The organism is Achromobacter sp. 01N37 (genome assembly GCF_056399725.1).
Map to the genome: position 1 here is coordinate 111,753 of NZ_JBFTRX010000011.1, position 16,396 is coordinate 128,148.

14 protein-coding genes are annotated in these 16,396 nt (G+C 64.1%); 5 read left to right on the plus strand and 9 right to left on the minus strand.

Annotation, left to right across the window (positions count from 1 at the left end):
- Entirely contained in the window at positions 1–795 is a 795-nt protein-coding gene (locus AC1DSJ_RS21625) for an ABC transporter permease (RefSeq protein WP_006222859.1), read from the plus strand.
- Positions 796–843: 48 nt separating this feature from the next.
- Here the strand turns inward: AC1DSJ_RS21625 and AC1DSJ_RS21630 are convergent, their stop codons facing one another.
- From AC1DSJ_RS21630 to AC1DSJ_RS21645, 4 genes are read right to left on the minus strand one after another with little or no spacing between them, the layout of a single operon-like run.
- Positions 844–1,419, minus strand: a complete 576-nt coding sequence (locus tag AC1DSJ_RS21630; protein WP_441372118.1) for a biliverdin-producing heme oxygenase — start codon at positions 1,417–1,419, stop codon at positions 844–846.
- 9 nt (positions 1,420–1,428) lie between these two features.
- On the minus strand, positions 1,429–2,100 hold the full coding sequence (locus tag AC1DSJ_RS21635) for a hypothetical protein (RefSeq protein ID WP_175171471.1): 672 nt from the start codon (positions 2,098–2,100) through the stop codon (positions 1,429–1,431).
- A complete protein-coding gene (locus AC1DSJ_RS21640) occupies positions 2,097–2,462 on the minus strand; it encodes a response regulator (protein WP_054427957.1) in 366 nt (121 codons plus the stop codon). Before AC1DSJ_RS21640 ends, AC1DSJ_RS21635 begins: the two co-directional genes overlap by 4 nt.
- Before the next feature lie 18 nt (positions 2,463–2,480).
- Positions 2,481–4,670, minus strand: coding sequence for an ATP-binding protein (locus AC1DSJ_RS21645; protein WP_441372119.1), 2,190 nt, complete (start codon positions 4,668–4,670; stop codon positions 2,481–2,483).
- Between the two features lie 99 nt (positions 4,671–4,769).
- Between AC1DSJ_RS21645 and AC1DSJ_RS21650 the strand changes: the two genes are divergently transcribed.
- On the plus strand, positions 4,770–5,297 hold the full coding sequence (locus AC1DSJ_RS21650) for a carboxymuconolactone decarboxylase family protein (RefSeq protein WP_175171473.1): 528 nt from the start codon (positions 4,770–4,772) through the stop codon (positions 5,295–5,297).
- A 75-nt stretch (positions 5,298–5,372) separates the two neighbouring features.
- On the opposite strand, the gene tal is transcribed toward AC1DSJ_RS21650, so the two are convergent.
- Positions 5,373–6,326 (minus strand): transaldolase, encoded by a 954-nt coding sequence (tal, locus tag AC1DSJ_RS21655; protein ID WP_054427954.1) that lies wholly within the window; start codon positions 6,324–6,326, stop codon positions 5,373–5,375.
- Positions 6,327–6,543: 217 nt separating this feature from the next.
- On the opposite strand from tal, the gene carA reads away from it, so the two are divergent.
- From carA to AC1DSJ_RS21670, 3 genes are all read left to right on the plus strand, one after another.
- Positions 6,544–7,698, plus strand: a complete 1,155-nt coding sequence (gene carA / locus AC1DSJ_RS21660) for a glutamine-hydrolyzing carbamoyl-phosphate synthase small subunit (RefSeq protein WP_054427953.1) — start codon at positions 6,544–6,546, stop codon at positions 7,696–7,698.
- Between the two features lie 10 nt (positions 7,699–7,708).
- Positions 7,709–10,954, plus strand: coding sequence for a carbamoyl-phosphate synthase large subunit (carB, locus tag AC1DSJ_RS21665; RefSeq protein WP_476760391.1), 3,246 nt, complete (start codon positions 7,709–7,711; stop codon positions 10,952–10,954).
- Positions 10,955–11,060: 106 nt separating this feature from the next.
- Positions 11,061–11,825, plus strand: a complete 765-nt coding sequence (locus AC1DSJ_RS21670; RefSeq protein WP_441372121.1) for an SDR family oxidoreductase — start codon at positions 11,061–11,063, stop codon at positions 11,823–11,825.
- A gap of 110 nt (positions 11,826–11,935) precedes the next feature.
- Here the strand turns inward: AC1DSJ_RS21670 and AC1DSJ_RS21675 are convergent, their stop codons facing one another.
- Genes AC1DSJ_RS21675 through AC1DSJ_RS21690 form a run of 4 tightly spaced genes read right to left on the minus strand, consistent with a single transcriptional unit; the run spans position 11,936 to position 16,316 of the window.
- On the minus strand, positions 11,936–12,580 hold the full coding sequence (locus tag AC1DSJ_RS21675) for a histidine phosphatase family protein (protein WP_054427950.1): 645 nt from the start codon (positions 12,578–12,580) through the stop codon (positions 11,936–11,938).
- 22 nt (positions 12,581–12,602) lie between these two features.
- On the minus strand, positions 12,603–13,511 hold the full coding sequence (locus AC1DSJ_RS21680) for a LysR family transcriptional regulator (protein ID WP_054427949.1): 909 nt from the start codon (positions 13,509–13,511) through the stop codon (positions 12,603–12,605).
- A gap of 10 nt (positions 13,512–13,521) precedes the next feature.
- A complete protein-coding gene (locus AC1DSJ_RS21685) occupies positions 13,522–14,607 on the minus strand; it encodes an ABC transporter ATP-binding protein (RefSeq protein ID WP_054427948.1) in 1,086 nt (361 codons plus the stop codon).
- On the minus strand, positions 14,604–16,316 hold the full coding sequence (locus tag AC1DSJ_RS21690) for an ABC transporter permease (protein ID WP_346553389.1): 1,713 nt from the start codon (positions 16,314–16,316) through the stop codon (positions 14,604–14,606). Before AC1DSJ_RS21690 ends, AC1DSJ_RS21685 begins: the two co-directional genes overlap by 4 nt.
- Positions 16,317–16,396: the final 80 nt, after the last annotated feature.

The window sequence follows — 16,396 nt, forward strand, 5'->3', positions numbered from 1 at the left end:
ATGTCGAAGTCATTCAAATCCGGTTCCGCCAGCCTGCGCTTCTGGCAACTGCTGCTCTTGGTTGTCATCCTGGGCGTCTGGCATTTCGCATCGCGTGATTCCAAAGTGGCGTTCTTCTTCGGTGAACCGCTGAAGGTCTGGGGCCGCATCTGGGCCTGGTTCGTCACCAACGCCGACATCTACACGCACTTGTGGGTGACGCTGACCGAAACCGTGCTGGCGTTCTTCATCGGCACCATCGCCGGCCTGGGCTTCGGCTTGTGGCTGGGCTTGTCGCCCCGAGCAAGCGCCATTCTCGACCCCTACATCAAAGCCGCCAACTCGATGCCGCGCGTGATTCTCGCGCCTATTTTCGGCATGTGGTTCGGGTTGGGTATCTGGTCGAAGGTGGCGCTGGCAGTCACGCTGGTGTTCTTCATCGTGTTCTTCAACGTCTACCAGGGCGTGCGCGAAGTCAGCCCGACCTTGCTGGATAACGCTCGCATGCTGGGCGCACGCAAGCGCCAATTGCTGCGCCACGTGTACCTGCCGTCGGCCACCAGCTGGGTGTTTTCCAGCTTGCACACGTCCGTGGGCCTGGCCTTCGTGGGGGCGGTGGTGGGCGAATACCTGGGTTCGGCAAGCGGCGTGGGCTACCTGATCCTGCAAGCGGAAGGCACGTTCGACGTGAACACGGTGTTCGCGGGCATCGTCGTGCTGACGGCGTTTGCGCTGGTGTTGGACTACATCGTCGGCATTGGTGAAAAGCGCCTGATGAAGTGGCAGCCCAAGTCAGGCGAAACCGAAAAGCTGTAGCGCGTCACGCCAGATCACGACACGACAACGCCACCGCGTTACGGGCTTTCAGGCCCGTAGCGCGCGCTGGCTGCGCAGCCAGATCGTCAGGCTGTCGAACGCGTCGCGCGCGCCATGCAGCGCGTGCGCTTCGCGTCCCCGGGCGCCGGCTTCGCTGTCCAGAAATTGTAGAAATACTTTCCACATCGGCCCGACCTGTTCGCCGTAACCGCGCAAATAGCGCAGCGGCAAAGCGGGGGTAACGTCCGCCAGATGCTTGGCCAGAAAACGGCCGCCCAATTGCGAACCTTCGACCACATACGCCACGCCCAATGCGTACGCGTCGGCCGTGTGCAGCTGTGGCGCGTCGGTGCATTGCGGCACGGGGCTCAAGTCACCGGCATCGGCCAGGTCGGCGCGCAGCCAATCGCTTTTGCCCGCGCGCACCGGCGCTTGCAGGCTGCCCGGCCAGTCCAGCCGCCAGAGCTGTTGCTCCAGCGGTTCCAGCCAGCCCAGCAGGGCGCGCAGGTAGTTCAGATAGTCACCGCGATCAATGTCGCCGCCGGTCAGGGCCAGGCCCTGGTCCAGCGTTTCGTGCTGCTCGCGCGTGCCTTCTCTAAGGACCTGATGGACGGGTGAAATCATGGGGTCCGCTCACTTGTCTGGGGTGGGGGCGGGCAGGTGCAGCGACCAGCACTGCGCTTGCCGCTCCAGACGCCAGCCCGACGCGGCCGCAAGCAACTCTACATCCTGCGGAGTGATCGCCGTTGCCGGCGCGGCAACGTCGTCGTCGCCAAACTCGGAGGAAAAATGGGCGTGCCAGGCGTGAGTTTGCGAGAGGTCCAACGTCAAGACGACGTCGGCGGGCATCGCTTGCAGCAGGCTGAGCAGCCAGGCCAGCAGCAGATACCGTGAGGTGAATTGCGGCAGTTCCTCATCGGCGACATCTTCGGGCCAGACCACGCTTTGCCGCGACAAGAGCAGTTGCGAGAACATCAGCTTGCGGCATTCGCGAAGCAGTGTCTCGGTGCTCGTGCGCGCGCCGTTGTCGGCCAGCCATTGGTCCAGTTCCCGCACTACGGCTACGCCATCGTCCAGCATGCCGGTGAGGTCGCCCGCCAGACGCTGGCAGCGCTGCTGCAAGGCGTTGGCGTCAGCGCCTTCGGGCGACTGGCGCAGCATTGCCGCTGCAAGCGATGCATTGGACAGCGGGCCCACGACATCGTGGCGCAGCACCGGAAATATCTGCGCCAGCACCTTCAGGCGCACGCCATGCGCCGCCAGGGCAAGCAGCGACGGGCTGATCGGCACGGCAGGCGGCGTCATTCGGCTTGGCGCAGCACGGCAAGCAGCGCGTCCGGGTCGGCGGGTTTTTCGATCCAGCCATTGAACATGTCTTCGGCGTCGCCGCGGCGTTCATGGCGTGCAAGGCCGCTTAGCGCGTAAATGCGCGCCGGCGTCTTGCGGGCGCGCAGGCGCGTGGCCAGTTCGTAGCCGTCCATATCGGGCAGCAGGATGTCGACGAGAACGGCTTCGGGGCCGAAGCTGTCAACCAGTTCCAGCGCTGCTTCACCGGTGGCTGCGCAACGCGCCTCCAGCCCCGAAAGCGTCAGGAATTCGGCCAGCAGCTCCGAGCCCATTTCATTGTCGTCAACCAGCAGGACGCGAACCGCGCGTACTTCATCCAAAAGAAGTCTCCAAATTTATCAAGGGGTGCTTGCGCCGCACTCTCCGCGCGGCAACATCACCGTGAATATGACCAGGCCGTCGCGGCACGCTACCGAGATCTCGCCTTCATGGTCGCGCACGACCTGGTCAGCAATGTACAGGCCCAGCCCCAAGCCATTGCGATTGCGCGAATGGCCCAGCGATTCGGGCTTGAAAGGCGAAAACAAGTGCGTCAGCACGTCTTCTGCAATGGGCGCGCCATGGTTGATGACGCGCAATTCAATATCGTCATCCACCTGATGCGCCTGAACCACGATGGGCTGGCGCGGGGCGCCGTGTTGGCGCGCGTTGCTCATCAGGTTGGTGATGACCTGGGCGATGCGGTCGGTGTCGGCCATCAGCTCCAGGCCAGGATCAACGTCCGGTTCGATCAGCAGGCCGGGATAGGCCTGACGCTTTTCGGCGATCAGCCCATTCATCAGTTCAGTCAGATTGCACAGCCGCTTCTGGATGCCCAGCCCCATGCCGCCTTGCAGCCGCGACAGGTCCAGCACCTGCGAGATCAGGCGTTGCATGCGGCCGCTGGAATAGCGGATGCGCTCGCCCATGCGGGCGCCGGAATCCGTCTTCGACAACAGCGTGGCCGCCATGGAAATGGATTGCAGCGGGTCGCGCAAGTCATGGCCCAGCATGGCCAGCAGCGCGGTGCGGGCGCGGTCGACATCAGCGGCGCGGCTGGTCGCAATATGGGATAGCTCGTCGCGCAGGTTGTCAGCCGCTTCCAGTTCCGTCGCCAGCCACGGCGTGCTCGTGCCACGCACCACTTCGCGCCACGCTTCGAATGAACCACGCGGCGTCAGGCGCGGGCCCTGGCTGCCCACGGCATATTGCTTTTCGGGTTTGCCGCCCCACACCAGCGTTTCGATCTGCTCTTTGCGCAGCCAGATCAGCCAGCCGTTGTTCATCGGGTCGAACTTGCAGGCAAGCAGGCCCGCGTACGGCACAAGGTCCGTTTGCAGGCCAGGGTAGTCGCGCGCGATGTTGTCGGTGTGCACCAGGCGCTGGCCGCTTTGATCCAGCGCGCACAGAATGCCGACGAGTTCGCCGCGTGGGGCGATGCCGCCAAACACCGTGACGCTATTGCCCCACAAACACAGTGCCGCGTCATTCGGAACCAGCGAGGCTGGCGTTTCCGCGCCGCCTGACAAGGCCAGATGCAGGTTTTCCGAGGCGGATGCGCGTTCGGTCAGTTCGCTGACCAGCTCGGCATTGCGCCGCGATTGCTCTGCGCGCGCGGCGCCTTCGATGTTGGCCAGCGCGGCGGACAGCACTTGCGCCAGCGCTTCGCAAGCCAGTCGCGCGGGGTAGGGGAGGGGGTGCGGTGAATGGTGGTGGCAGGCGATCATGCCCCAGAGCCGGCCGCCGATCACGATCGACAGGCTCATCGACGCCTCTACGCCCATGTTGGCCATGTACTCCAGGTGAATCGGCGACACGCTGCGTAGTGATGAAAAGCTCATGTCCAGCGGCTTCGGGTCTGCGCACGGCGCACCCAGCACGCGCACGGGCGTGTAGCGCGCATCCGCAATCTGACGCAGCGTGTTGACGGTGTACAAGCGGCGCGCCTGGGCCGGAATGTCGCCCGCAGGGTAGCGCCTGCCCACCCAGTCATCCAACGATTCGTGGTGCCGCTCCGTGACGATTTCGCCGCTGTCGTCGGGGTGAAATCGGTAGGCCATGACGCGGTCAAAACCGGTCGCGCGATGCACTTCGCGCACCGCGCTGTCGAGCAGCCCGGCTACATCAGGCTGCCGGCGCACCCGTTCTATGCTGCGATAAATGTGAGCGGGGTCGGCCACGCCCACATCGTCGGGGCGGCGTTCCAGTTCAATGACGGTCAGGCCGTCCACGTTTCGATGGCCAATCACGTCGAACGTGGCATCGTTGAGCACGATGGTCAGCGGGTCGAAAATCGGGTCTGCACTGCGCAGCCAGACCGACAGATAATGCGTCAGGCTGGGCGGCAGCGCGCCGGGTGTGCAGGCTTGCCCCAGCGTGAGCGGCGCGCCCAGCAAGTCAGGCGCATTTTCGCTGGCGAATTGCAGCATTCCCTCCGCATCAAACGCCAGCAGCGCGCCCAACGGCTGGATGGCGCCCGGTACATGTATCGGTTCGCTATCGCAGTTGGCGAGCGTGACTGGCGGATGGGATTGGGGAGGCGCATTCATTCTGGGCGGGGGGTCCTGGGCGCGCAATATGCTGTCATTATGTCAAAGAAATTGTACGAATGTGTGCATCTGCAGCGCAGTCATCTATTTGGAGATTTCATGGCTCGTCTACCCTACGCCGATCTGACTCATCCCGAAGCACGGCCCCTTGTGGACCGCATCGTCGCCGAGCGCGGCAGTGTGCTGCACCTGTACCAAATGCTGCTGCACAGCCCCGCCGTGGCGGGTGGCTGGCTGAACTATCTGACCTCAATCCGGCAGCTCAGCACCTTGCCGGGTGACCTGCGGGAACTCGTCATCATGCGGGTGGCGGCCATTAACGGCGCGCCCTACGAAGCCGACCAGCACGCGCCGATTGCCCTGAAAGAAGGCGTCACGCAGGCGCAACTGGATGCACTGGATACCTGGGAAAGCTCAAGCCTGTTCAGCGAACGCGAAAAGGCGGTGCTGGCCTACACCGACGCCATGACACGCCACGTTCAAGTGCCGGAACCGGTCTTTCAAGCTGCGCGCGCCGCAATGGGTTCGGAAAAATTAATCGTTGAACTGACTGCGACGGTGGCCGCCTACAACATGGTGTCGCGCTTCCTGGAAGCGTTGCAGGTGCATTCGCACGATCACCGGTAAACCTGCCGCCACCTCATCAGCAAGCGCCGTGCCCAAACGTCGGCGCGCGCCGATGGGGTGGCAGATGCGGCGCGATTACCCGCGTTGCGCCTCGATCAGCGCATCCAGCTTGACGGCGTCCGCCACGAACAGGCGGATGCCTTCCGACAGCTTTTCGGAGGCCATCGCGTCGTCATTGAGCAAGGTGCGGAAGGTGATTTCATCCGCGCCGATGCGGGCGATGGCTTCACCGGTGTCGTCAGCGCGCAATTGCGCCGGCGCGTCGCCTTCGGTGGTGGACAACTGCTTCAGAAGATCAGGGCTGATCGTCAGCAGGTCGCAGCCGGACAGCGCCAGAATCTGGCCGGCGTTGCGGAAGCTGGCGCCCATGATTTCGGTAGGAATTCCGTGCTGTTTGTAATAACGGTAAATGCGCGTCACGGACAGCACGCCCGGGTCGCGTGCGCCTGCGTTGTCGGCTTCGACCCAGGCGGCGCCGGCGGACTTCTTGTACCAGTCGTAGATGCGGCCGACAAAGGGCGAAATCAGCTGCACCTTGGCATCGGCGCAAGCCACGGCCTGCGGCAGCGAAAACAGCAGCGTCAGGTTGCAGCGCACGCCTTCGGCTTGCAGCACGCGGGCGGCCTGGATGCCTTCCCACGTAGACGCAATCTTGATCAGCACGCGCTCGCGCGGCACGCCGGCGGCTTCATACAGGGCGATCAGGCCGCGGGCGCGTTCGATGGTGGCGCGGGTGTCGAACGACAGGCGGGCGTCGACTTCCGTCGACACGCGTCCCGGCACAATATTCAAAATGGCCCGGCCAAACGACACCAGCAGGCGGTCAACGAGTTCGGGCGTGGAGGCGCCGCCGTGATCGCGTGCGGTTTTTTCCAGCAGCGGGCGGTACGCATCCTGCTGCACGGCTTTCAGAATAAGGGACGGATTAGTGGTGGCGTCGGTGGGACGCAGCGCCTTCATCGCTTCAAAATCCCCGGTGTCGGCGACAACGGTGGTGTGATTGCGCAGGGCGTCAAGTTGGCTGGACATGGACAGTTACGGCTCACAACGGCAAGGGTTGAAGGTGCTGTAAGCGTATCACTGCCGCTGCTTGCCCGCCGCCGCCCACAAGCAGGAGGCCGCGTGCCTGCGCTGAAACGGGGGGAATCGCCCGTCCGGGCCTTATTTGGCGCGGTTCGCCGGGAAAGCCGGCCGGTCGAGGTATAATCCGAAGGTTTGATTATCGATTCTAAAACCGGGGTTTACTGTGCTGCCGCAACTTTTTCCCGAGGGGATCAACCGCTTCCCTCCTGCAATTCTGGCTCTGGCGGACGGTACCATTTTTCGAGGCGTGTCGATCGGTGCGCCTGGCCATACCGTTGCCGAAGTGGTGTTCAACACCGCGATGACCGGGTACCAGGAAATTCTCACCGATCCCAGCTATAGCGGACAGATCGTCACGCTGACGTATCCGCATATTGGCAACACCGGCGTCAACGCCGAAGACGTGGAAGCCAATCGCGTCTATGCCGCCGGACTTGTGGTCCGCGACTGTCCCGCCCGCGTGTCGAACTTCCGTTCCACGCAATCCCTGCCCGACTATCTGGCCGCGCAGGGCATCGTCGCCATTTCTGGCATCGACACCCGCAAGCTCACGCGCATCCTGCGTGAAAAAGGCGCCCAAGGCGGCTGCATCTTCGTCGGCACCGACGCAGAACGCGCGGTTGAACTGGCTCAAGGCTTTGCCGGCATGGCCGGCCAGGATCTGGCCAAGGTTGTCTCGGTCAAGAGCAGCTCTGAATGGACCGAAGGCACCTGGCAACTGGGCGAAGGCTTTTCCAAGCCTGACCAGTCCAAGTTCCACGTCGTCGCATACGACTTCGGCATCAAGACCAACATCTTGCGCCTCTTGGCTGACCGCGGTTGCCGCCTGACCTTGGTGCCGGCGCAAACCAGCGCTGAAGACGTCCTGAAGCTCAATCCCGACGGCGTGTTCCTGTCCAACGGCCCCGGCGACCCCGAGCCTTGCGACTACGCCATCGACGCCACGCGCGTGTTCCTGGACAAGAAGCTGCCGGTATTCGGCATCTGCCTGGGCCACCAGATCATGGGCCTGGCCGTGGGCGGCAAGACGCTCAAGATGAAGACCGGCCACCATGGCGCGAACCACCCTGTGCAGGACCTGCAGTCCAAGCGCGTGTTCATCACGAGCCAGAACCATGGCTTCGCGGTTGACGCGGCCAGCCTGCCGGCCAATGCGCGCGTGACGCACGTGTCGCTGTTCGACGGCACCTTGCAGGGCTTCGAGCTCACCGACCGCCCGGCCTTCTGCTTCCAGGGTCACCCCGAAGCCAGCCCGGGTCCGCACGACATCCTTGAACTGTTCGACAAGTTCATCGCCCTGATGTCCGGCCAAAAGTAAAGATTGCATCATGCCCAAGCGTACAGACCTAAAAAGTATTCTCATCATCGGCGCCGGCCCCATCATCATCGGGCAGGCCTGCGAATTCGACTATTCCGGCGCACAGGCGTGCAAGGCGCTCAAGGCTGAGGGTTACCGCACCATCCTGGTGAACAGCAACCCGGCCACGATCATGACGGACCCGGAAACGGCCGACGTCACCTACATCGAGCCCATCACCTGGCAAGCCGTTGAAAAAATCATCGAGCGCGAAAAGCCCGATGCGCTGCTGCCGACCATGGGCGGCCAGACCGCGCTGAACTGCGCACTGGACCTGGCCCACCACGGCGTGCTGAAAAAGCACAACGTGGAACTGATCGGCGCCAACGAGCACGCCATCGAAAAGGCCGAAGACCGCCAGAAGTTCAAGCAGGCCATGACCGACATCGGCCTGGAATCGGCCAAGTCGGGCGTGGCCCACAGCATGGACGAAGCCTGGGAAGTGCAGCGCCGCATCGCTTCCGAAGTCGGCACCTCGGGTTTCCCGGCCGTCATTCGCCCCAGCTTCACCATGGGTGGCTCGGGCGGTGGTATCGCCTACAACGCCGAAGAGTTCGAAACCATCTGCCGCCGCGGTCTGGAAGCCTCGCCGACCAGCGAACTGCTGATCGAAGAGTCGCTGCTGGGCTGGAAGGARTTCGAGATGGAAGTGGTCCGCGACAAGGCGGACAACTGCATCATCGTCTGCTCGATCGAAAACCTGGACCCGATGGGCGTGCACACGGGTGACTCGATCACCGTGGCGCCGGCCCAGACGCTGACCGACAAGGAATACCAGATCATGCGTAACGCATCGATCGCGGTGTTGCGCGAGATCGGTGTGGATACGGGTGGTTCGAACGTGCAGTTCGCGGTCAACCCGCGTGACGGCCGCATGATCGTSATCGAGATGAACCCSCGCGTGTCGCGTTCGTCGGCGCTGGCRTCCAAGGCCACCGGCTTYCCSATCGCCAAGGTCGCCGCGCGCCTGGCCGTGGGCTATACGCTGGACGAGCTCAAGAACGAAATCACCGGCGGCGCCACGCCCGCCTCGTTCGAACCGTCGATCGACTACGTCGTCACCAAGGTGCCGCGTTTCGCATTCGAAAAATTCCCCACCGCCGACGCGCGCCTGACCACCCAGATGAAGTCCGTGGGTGAAGTCATGGCCATCGGCCGCACCTTCCAGGAATCGTTCCAGAAGGCGCTGCGTGGTCTGGAAGTGGGCGTCGACGGCCTGAACCAGAAAACCACCGACCGCGAAAAGCTGCAAGTCGAACTGGGCGAGCCCGGTCCGGAACGCATCTGGTACGTGGGCGATGCCTTTGCGCAAGGCTTCACGCTGGACGAAGTGCACAACATCACGCACATCGACCCGTGGTTCCTGTCGCAGATCAAGGAAATCGTCGACATCGAACTGGCGCTGGAACAAAAGACGCTGGCCGATCTGGACTACGCCACCCTGTGGGAACTGAAGCGCCGCGGTTTCTCCGACCGCCGCCTGGCGTTCCTGCTGGACTCGGCTGAATCCGAAGTCCGCAAGCTGCGTCACCAGCTGAACGTGCGCCCGGTCTACAAGCGCGTGGACACCTGCGCCGCCGARTTCGCCACCMRCACCGCCTACATGTACTCCACGTACGAGGAAGAGTGCGAAGCCGCCCCCACCGATCGCAAGAAGATCGTGGTGCTGGGCGGTGGCCCGAACCGTATCGGCCAGGGCATCGAGTTCGACTACTGCTGCGTGCATGCCGCGCTGGCGCTGCGCGAAGACGGGTACGAGACCATCATGGTCAACTGCAACCCGGAAACCGTGTCCACCGACTACGACACGTCGGATCGCCTGTACTTCGAACCGCTGACCTTGGAAGACGTGCTGGAAATCGTCCACAAGGAAAACCCGGTCGGCRTGATCGTCCAGTACGGCGGCCAGACCCCGYTGAAGCTGGCGCGTGCCCTGGAAGCCAACGGCGTGCCGATCATCGGCACCAGCCCGGAATCCATCGACGTTGCTGAAGACCGCGAACGCTTCCAGAAGCTGCTGAACAAGCTGGGTCTGCGTCAGCCGCCCAACCGCACCGCGCGCACCGAAGGCGAGGCCCTGGCCCACGCCACCGAAATCGGCTACCCGCTGGTCGTTCGCCCCAGCTACGTGCTGGGCGGCCGCGCCATGGAAATCGTGCACGAGCAGCAAGACCTCGAGCGCTACATGCGCGAGGCCGTGAAGGTCAGCAATGACTCGCCCGTGCTGCTGGACCGCTTCCTGAACAACGCCACCGAAGTCGACGTGGACTGCCTGGCCGATGGCGAAACCGTCTTCATCGGCGGCGTCATGGAACACATCGAACAGGCTGGCGTGCACTCGGGCGACTCGGCTTGCAGCCTGCCCCCGTACTCGCTGTCGGCGGAAGTCATCGCCGAGATCAAGCGCCAGACCACGATGATGGCCAAGGCCTTGAACGTCAGCGGCCTGATGAACGTGCAGTTCGCCATCCAGGGCGGCGACGTCTACGTGCTGGAAGTGAACCCGCGCGCGTCGCGTACGGTGCCTTACGTGTCCAAGGCCACCGGCCTGCAACTGGCCAAGATCGCCGCGCGCGCCATGGCCGGCCAGACGCTGGCGGCGCAAGGCATCACGAAGGAAGTCGTGCCGCCTTACTTCTCGGTCAAGGAAGCCGTGTTCCCGTTCGTGAAGTTCCCGGGCGTGGACACCATTCTGGGTCCGGAAATGAAGTCGACCGGTGAAGTGATGGGCGTGGGCATGAGCTTCGGCGAAGCCTTCGTGAAGTCGCAGCTGGCCGCTGGCGTGCGCCTGCCGGATTCCGGCACGGTGTTCATCAGCGTGAAGAACCAGGACAAGCCCCGCGCCGTGGAAGTGGCGCGCGGCCTGCATGCCCTGGGCTTCAAGCTGGTCGCCACGCGTGGCACCGCCGCCGAGATCGAAGCTGCCGGCATCCCCGTGCAAGTGGTGAACAAGGTCACGGAAGGCCGTCCGCACATCGTCGACATGGTGAAGAACGGCGAAATCGCGCTGGTCATCAACACCGTCGAAGAACGTCGCAACGCCATCGTTGACTCGCGCACCATCCGCACGCAGTCGCTGGCCGCTCGCGTCACGTTCTTCACCACCATCGCCGGCGCCAGCGCCGCGGTCGAAGGCATGCAGTATCTGCGCCAGGGTCTGGGCCTTCAGGTCTACCCGTTGCAGGATCTGCACGCATCGCTCAGCGGACAAGGCTAAAGCCATCGCGCCAAGCCCGCGGGCTTGAGGTAGGATGCCGGGGCGGCCCTTGAAAAAGGGTCGCCCTTTTTCCATTCTTGCGTCTCCTCTTCGCCTACGACGATCCATGAACAGAGTCTTCATTACCGGCGCCAGCAGTGGCCTGGGCCGCGCCCTGGCGCAGCAGTACGCCGCATCGGGCGCCACGCTGGGACTCTTGGGCCGGCGCGAAGACGCGCTGCGTGAACTGGCCGACAGCTTGCCCGGTGAGCATCGCTGCTATGCGGTAGACGTGCGCGACCGCGCCGCGCTGCATGCGGCGGCGGCCGATTTCATTGCGTTTTGCCAGGGCAGGGTGGATGTGGTTATCGCCAGCGCCGGCATCAGTGCGGGCACGTTGACCGAGCACGGTGAGGACTACGACGTCTTCAAAGCCATTGTCGATACCAACCTGCTGGCCACCGTGGCTACCTTCGAGCCCTTTGTCGGCGCCATGCGCGCCGCCGAATCAGGCCGTTTGGTAGGCATCGCCAGCGTGGCGGGCGTGCGCGGGCTGCCGGGGGCAGGCGCGTACAGCGCGTCCAAATCGGCGGTGGTGACCTATTGCGAAAGCCTGCGGCTGGAGCTGGCGGCTGACGGTATCCGGGTGGTGACGATCGCGCCCGGCTACATCAAGACCGCGATGACGGCGAAGAACCCGTACTCGATGCCGTTTTTGATGGAAGCGGACGCCTTTGCGCAGCGCGCGCATGCGGCGATTACACGCGGCACGTCGTACAAGGTGATTCCCTGGCAGATGGGTGTGGTGGCCAAGCTGATGCGCCTGCTGCCCAACGCGGTGTACGACAAGCTGGCGCGCGATGCGCCGCGCAAGCCGCGCAAAGCCGGGTGAGGGCAGCGCGCGCCGCGTGATGAAAGAACACATCGCGCCAGCGGCGTTAGAACCGGCGATGTGCAAACCTGCGGCGGGCATGCCCCGCCGCATGTGACCACGCCAGCGTCTTACGGCACCACGTCGTCGCCAACCTCATCTGCGATGTGGCCCACATCACCCCAGTCCAGCACTTCCCATTTGCGGCCTTGGATGCCGACACGGTTGATGCTGACATTCAACAACGCGGCGTCGCGCGGTGCATTCAGCGGCACGCCCGAGGCATGGCGCCAGATGATGTCCAGCACGCCGCCGTGCGTAAACAGCAGGATGCGTTCGCCGTCGTGACGGCTGGCGATGTCGTCCACGGTGGAAACCACGCGCGACTGGAACTGGCCCAGCGTCTCGCCGCCGTCCAGCGGGCGCAGCGGATCGCGGCTTTTCCAGGCGGCGGCAGCTTCCGGCGCCAGCACGTCGATACGTTCGTGATCCAGCCCTTCAAGCACACCAAAACCGCGTTCGCGGATGCCCGGTTCCACACGCACGCGCAGGCCCAGTTGTTCGGATACAGGCACGGCAGTGGCGTGAGCGCGTTGCAGATCGCTGCTGTAGATGGCGTGGATGGGCGTGTGGCGGGCCTCTTCGCGCAGGCGCGCGGCCAGCAGGCTGGCTTGGTTGACGCCAAATTCGTTCAGGGGAATGTCTTTCCAGCCTTGCAGGCGGCGCTGGCGGTTCCAGTCGGTTTCGCCATGGCGGATGAACCAGATTTCAGTCATTGAGTGATGATGCGGAATAGGCTTAAAGCTGGGCCGGCGTGATGGCCGCGCGCGGCTTCCAGATGGTTTGAATGATCGAGCTTAACGCGACCAGCGCGGGCTCGCTAGCGCGCTCATAGGGCAGGATGAAGCCTAGCATGGCGTCAACGCGTGCCTGGCCCCACACGATGAAATCGTTCGACGCGGCACCCGCCAGCGCGGTCTCTTCGCGCAGCAGGGCGCAACCGGCCCCCGCGCGCACCAGCGCATCCAGATTCGCCTGGTCGTCGTGCTGCATCACGATGCGCGGCGACAAACCGTGGCGTTCGAACATGTCGCGCAGCAGCAGGTGCGTGTGGCTGCCCGAGGGGCCGTCAAGCCAAGGCAGTTGCGCCACTTCACGCCAGCCGCCGCGCTTGAGCACGGCGGCGTGTTCGCGAGGCATGGCGATGCGGTAACGCACGCTGCGCAAGGGCAGCCACAGCACGCCACGCGGCGGATTGGCTGCGATGGTCAATGCCGCGGGCAGACGGCCGGTGCTGACCTGTTCGGCTAGCGTGGCGGTTGGCAAGGTCTGCGTTTTCAATTCCACGAGCGGCAGGCGTTGCGTCACGGCCGAAGCCAATTCGCCCAGGCGCAGGAAATCCGGCTTCTCGCTCGGCACGCCGAGTTCCACCACGCCATGCAGGCTGCCCTGCAACTGCTGCGCTTCGGACTTCAACTGCGCCCCCAGCACCAGCAACGATTCGGCCGTGGGCAACAGCACTTCACCCGCCTTGGCCAGCGCCAGGCGGCCGCCACTGCGGTCGAACAACGCGACGCCCAGGCTCTGTTCCAGCGCCTTGATCTGCGCGGTGACGGCGGGCTGAGTCAGCGACAGCGCTTCGGCCGCCTTCGTCAGATTGCCCAGCCGGGCAACCGTGACGAAGGCGCGGATCTGATAGATTTCCATGGCCGCAAGTTTAGGCCGCGAGCAGCCGCACTTGGGTCGGTTCCAGTCCGATTGATACGGGTGCGCCAGGCGGGAAGGGCGACAGGCCCGCCAGGTGTGACTGATCCGCCGTCAGCCGCTGCTCGCCAATCAACACCTGATAGCGCGTGAACTCGCCCAGGAACTCGCTGCTTTCCACAATGCCCGGCAGCCACACATAACGCGCATCGCCCAAGCCATCGGCCATTTCGATCTGCACTGTGTGCGGCCGGAAGCTGGCTGCCAGCCGCGTGGCGGCGGGAGCCTCGGCCGTCAGCGGCAAATGCAAGTCGCCCACGCCTTCCACCGCCAGCACGACGCTGCCGCTGGTGCGTTCGCGCACATTGCCTTCCAGCACGTTCATCGTGCCCACGAAGTTGGCCACGAAGCGGTTGACCGGATAGTCGAACAAGGTGCTGGGCGCGCCAATCTGCTGCACCACGCCGTGGTCCAGCACGGCCATCCGGTCGGCCGTGGTCATGGCTTCTTCTTGATCATGCGTGACGAAGATGGTGGTGATGCCCAGCCGCCGTTGCAGGCTGAGCAAGTCCTGGCGCATCTGCACGCGCAGCTTCTTGTCCAGGTTCGACAAGGGTTCATCCAGCAACAGCACCTGCGGTTCGATGACGATGGTGCGGGCCAGCGCCACGCGTTGCTGCTGGCCGCCCGACAACTGATTCGGACGGCGCTTGCCGTATTGCGACAGCCCCACCAGTTCCAGCGCGGCTTCCACCTTGGCGCGGATTTCCGCCTTGGGCAGCTTGCGTTCGACCAGACCAAACGCCACGTTGTCCCACACCGTCATGTGCGGCCACAGCGCGTAGTTCTGGAACACCATGCCGATGTTGCGATCCCAGGGCGGGGTGCCGGTGATGTCTTTGCCGTCCACCAGCAACTGCCCCGCGCTATGGCGGTTGAAGCCGGCAATCAGCCGCAGCAGCGTGGACTTGCCGGAGCCCGACGGCCCCAGCAGCGCAAAGAACTCGCCCGGCTCGATATGGATGTTGACGTCCTTCAGCACTTCCGTCTTGCCGTAAGACAGGCGGATGTTGCGGCACTCGACGCTGACTTTCTTCATGCGGATTCCCCTTCAGTGCGTGCCGGACGCTGGCGCGACTGCGCGCGCTCTACCAGCAAGTGCGATACATACGTGCCGATAGCCACCGCGGCCACCGCCAGCACACCCAGCGCGGCGCCGGGCCCCCGGCCCGCCGCGCTTTGCATATACAGATAGATGCCGTAGCTCATGGGCGCCTGGCTGTCTTTCGTGACCAGCATGATGGTGGCCGACAGCTCTACCGCCGCCGTCACGAAGCTGGTCACAAAACCGGCCAGCATGCCGCCCGCCATCAAGGGCACCACCACGCGGCGAATCGTGCTCATGCGCGTGGCGCCAAGCGATTGCGCGGCCTCCTCCAGCGAGACGTTGATCTGCTGCAACGACGCCACGCACGACCGCAGCGCGTAAGGCAGGCGCCTGACGGAATACGCAATCATGATGATGATCCACGACGACGTCAGTAGCGTGCCGGTGCCGGGAAGTTCGATCCCCCGGAACGTGCGCAGAAAGCCGATCGCCAGCACGATGCCCGGAATCGCTAGCGCGGCAGACGCCATGAGGTCCAGCCACTGGCGCGCCGGCAGGCGGGTGCGCAGCATCAGGTAGGCAATTGCTGTGCCGAGGATCACGTCCACGCCCGCGGCCAGGCCGCAATAGAGCAGCGTGTTCGCAATCATGCCCTGCGACTCGGAGAACACGGCCGAGTAATGCGCCAGCGTGTAGCCGTCAGGCAGCGGCGCAAAGCTCCAGACGCTGGCCAGGGACAGCAGCAGCACGCCCATGTGCGGCGACAGCACCAGCAGCAGCACCAGGATGATCCAGCCATAGGCCAGCACGCTTTCCATCGGCCCCAGCTTGCGCTTCTGGATGGAATTGCCACCCTTTTGCAGCGTGGAGTAGTCGCGGCCCTTGAGCACGCGCGCCGACAGCCACAACGCCAGAATCGAGAACGCAATCATGATCACGCTGATCACATAGCCCAGCGGATCTTCCAGCCCCACCTGCGTGATGCGCAAGTACGCTTGCGGCGCCAGCATGTTGGTGGTGCCCAGCACAAGCGGGGTGCCCAGGTCGTCAAACACCTTGACGAACACCAGCGATGCGCCCGCCACATAGCCCGGCAGCGCCAGCGGAAAGATCACGCGGCGAAACAGCCGGAACCCGCGCGAACCCAGGTTGAATGCGGCTTCTTCCATGGCGCCGTCGATGTTGCGCAGCGCCACGACCAGGTTCATCAGGATGAACGGGAAGTAGTGCAGCGCTTCCACAAAGATGACGCCGTTCAGGCCTTCCATGAAGGGAATCGTGAAGCCGAACCAGTCGTTCAGCAGCAGGTTGACGCTGCCCGACCGTCCGAAGATCAGCTGCATCGCCACCGCGCCCACAAACGGCGGCATGATCAGCGGCAGCACGCCCAGCGTCTGGATGATGAGTGCGCCGCGAAAGTCAAAGCGTACGGTGAAATACGCCAGCGGCACGGCGATCAACGACGCCAGCAGCGCCGACCACCCCGCCACATACAGGCTGTTGAAAAACGCTTCCTGCATCAGCGGCTGGTTGAAGAATGCGCCGAAGTGGCCCATCGTGAAACTGCCGTCGGCGTTCACGAAGGCGCTGTAGAAGACCGTGCCTACGGGCACGGCCAGGAAAAGCAGCAGAAAGCCGAACACCAGCAGCGCCACCATGACGGGGCCGGCGGGCAGGCGTGAGTGGCCCGAAGAATTCATCGAGATTCCCGAAATCGTTGCCAGGGGAGGGCGGCGGCGGGCGGGCTGAAGTGTCCGTCCGCCGTCGCGCCGGTCGCGGA

Bases quoted from the DNA above. Each gene is read 5' to 3' on its own strand.
- AC1DSJ_RS21625 (WP_006222859.1), top strand. From the start codon at position 1: ATGTCGAAGTCATTCAAATCCGGTTCCGCCAGCCTGCGCTTCTGGCAA.
- AC1DSJ_RS21630 (WP_441372118.1), bottom strand. From the start codon at position 1,419: ATGATTTCACCCGTCCATCAGGTCCTTAGAGAAGGCACGCGCGAGCAG.
- AC1DSJ_RS21635 (WP_175171471.1), bottom strand. From the start codon at position 2,100: ATGACGCCGCCTGCCGTGCCGATCAGCCCGTCGCTGCTTGCCCTGGCG.
- AC1DSJ_RS21645 (WP_441372119.1), bottom strand. From the start codon at position 4,670: ATGAATGCGCCTCCCCAATCCCATCCGCCAGTCACGCTCGCCAACTGC.
- AC1DSJ_RS21650 (WP_175171473.1), top strand. From the start codon at position 4,770: ATGGCTCGTCTACCCTACGCCGATCTGACTCATCCCGAAGCACGGCCC.
- tal (WP_054427954.1), bottom strand. From the start codon at position 6,326: ATGTCCAGCCAACTTGACGCCCTGCGCAATCACACCACCGTTGTCGCC.
- AC1DSJ_RS21670 (WP_441372121.1), top strand. From the start codon at position 11,061: ATGAACAGAGTCTTCATTACCGGCGCCAGCAGTGGCCTGGGCCGCGCC.
- AC1DSJ_RS21675 (WP_054427950.1), bottom strand. From the start codon at position 12,580: ATGACTGAAATCTGGTTCATCCGCCATGGCGAAACCGACTGGAACCGC.
- AC1DSJ_RS21680 (WP_054427949.1), bottom strand. From the start codon at position 13,511: ATGGAAATCTATCAGATCCGCGCCTTCGTCACGGTTGCCCGGCTGGGC.
- AC1DSJ_RS21685 (WP_054427948.1), bottom strand. From the start codon at position 14,607: ATGAAGAAAGTCAGCGTCGAGTGCCGCAACATCCGCCTGTCTTACGGC.
- AC1DSJ_RS21690 (WP_346553389.1), bottom strand. From the start codon at position 16,316: ATGAATTCTTCGGGCCACTCACGCCTGCCCGCCGGCCCCGTCATGGTG.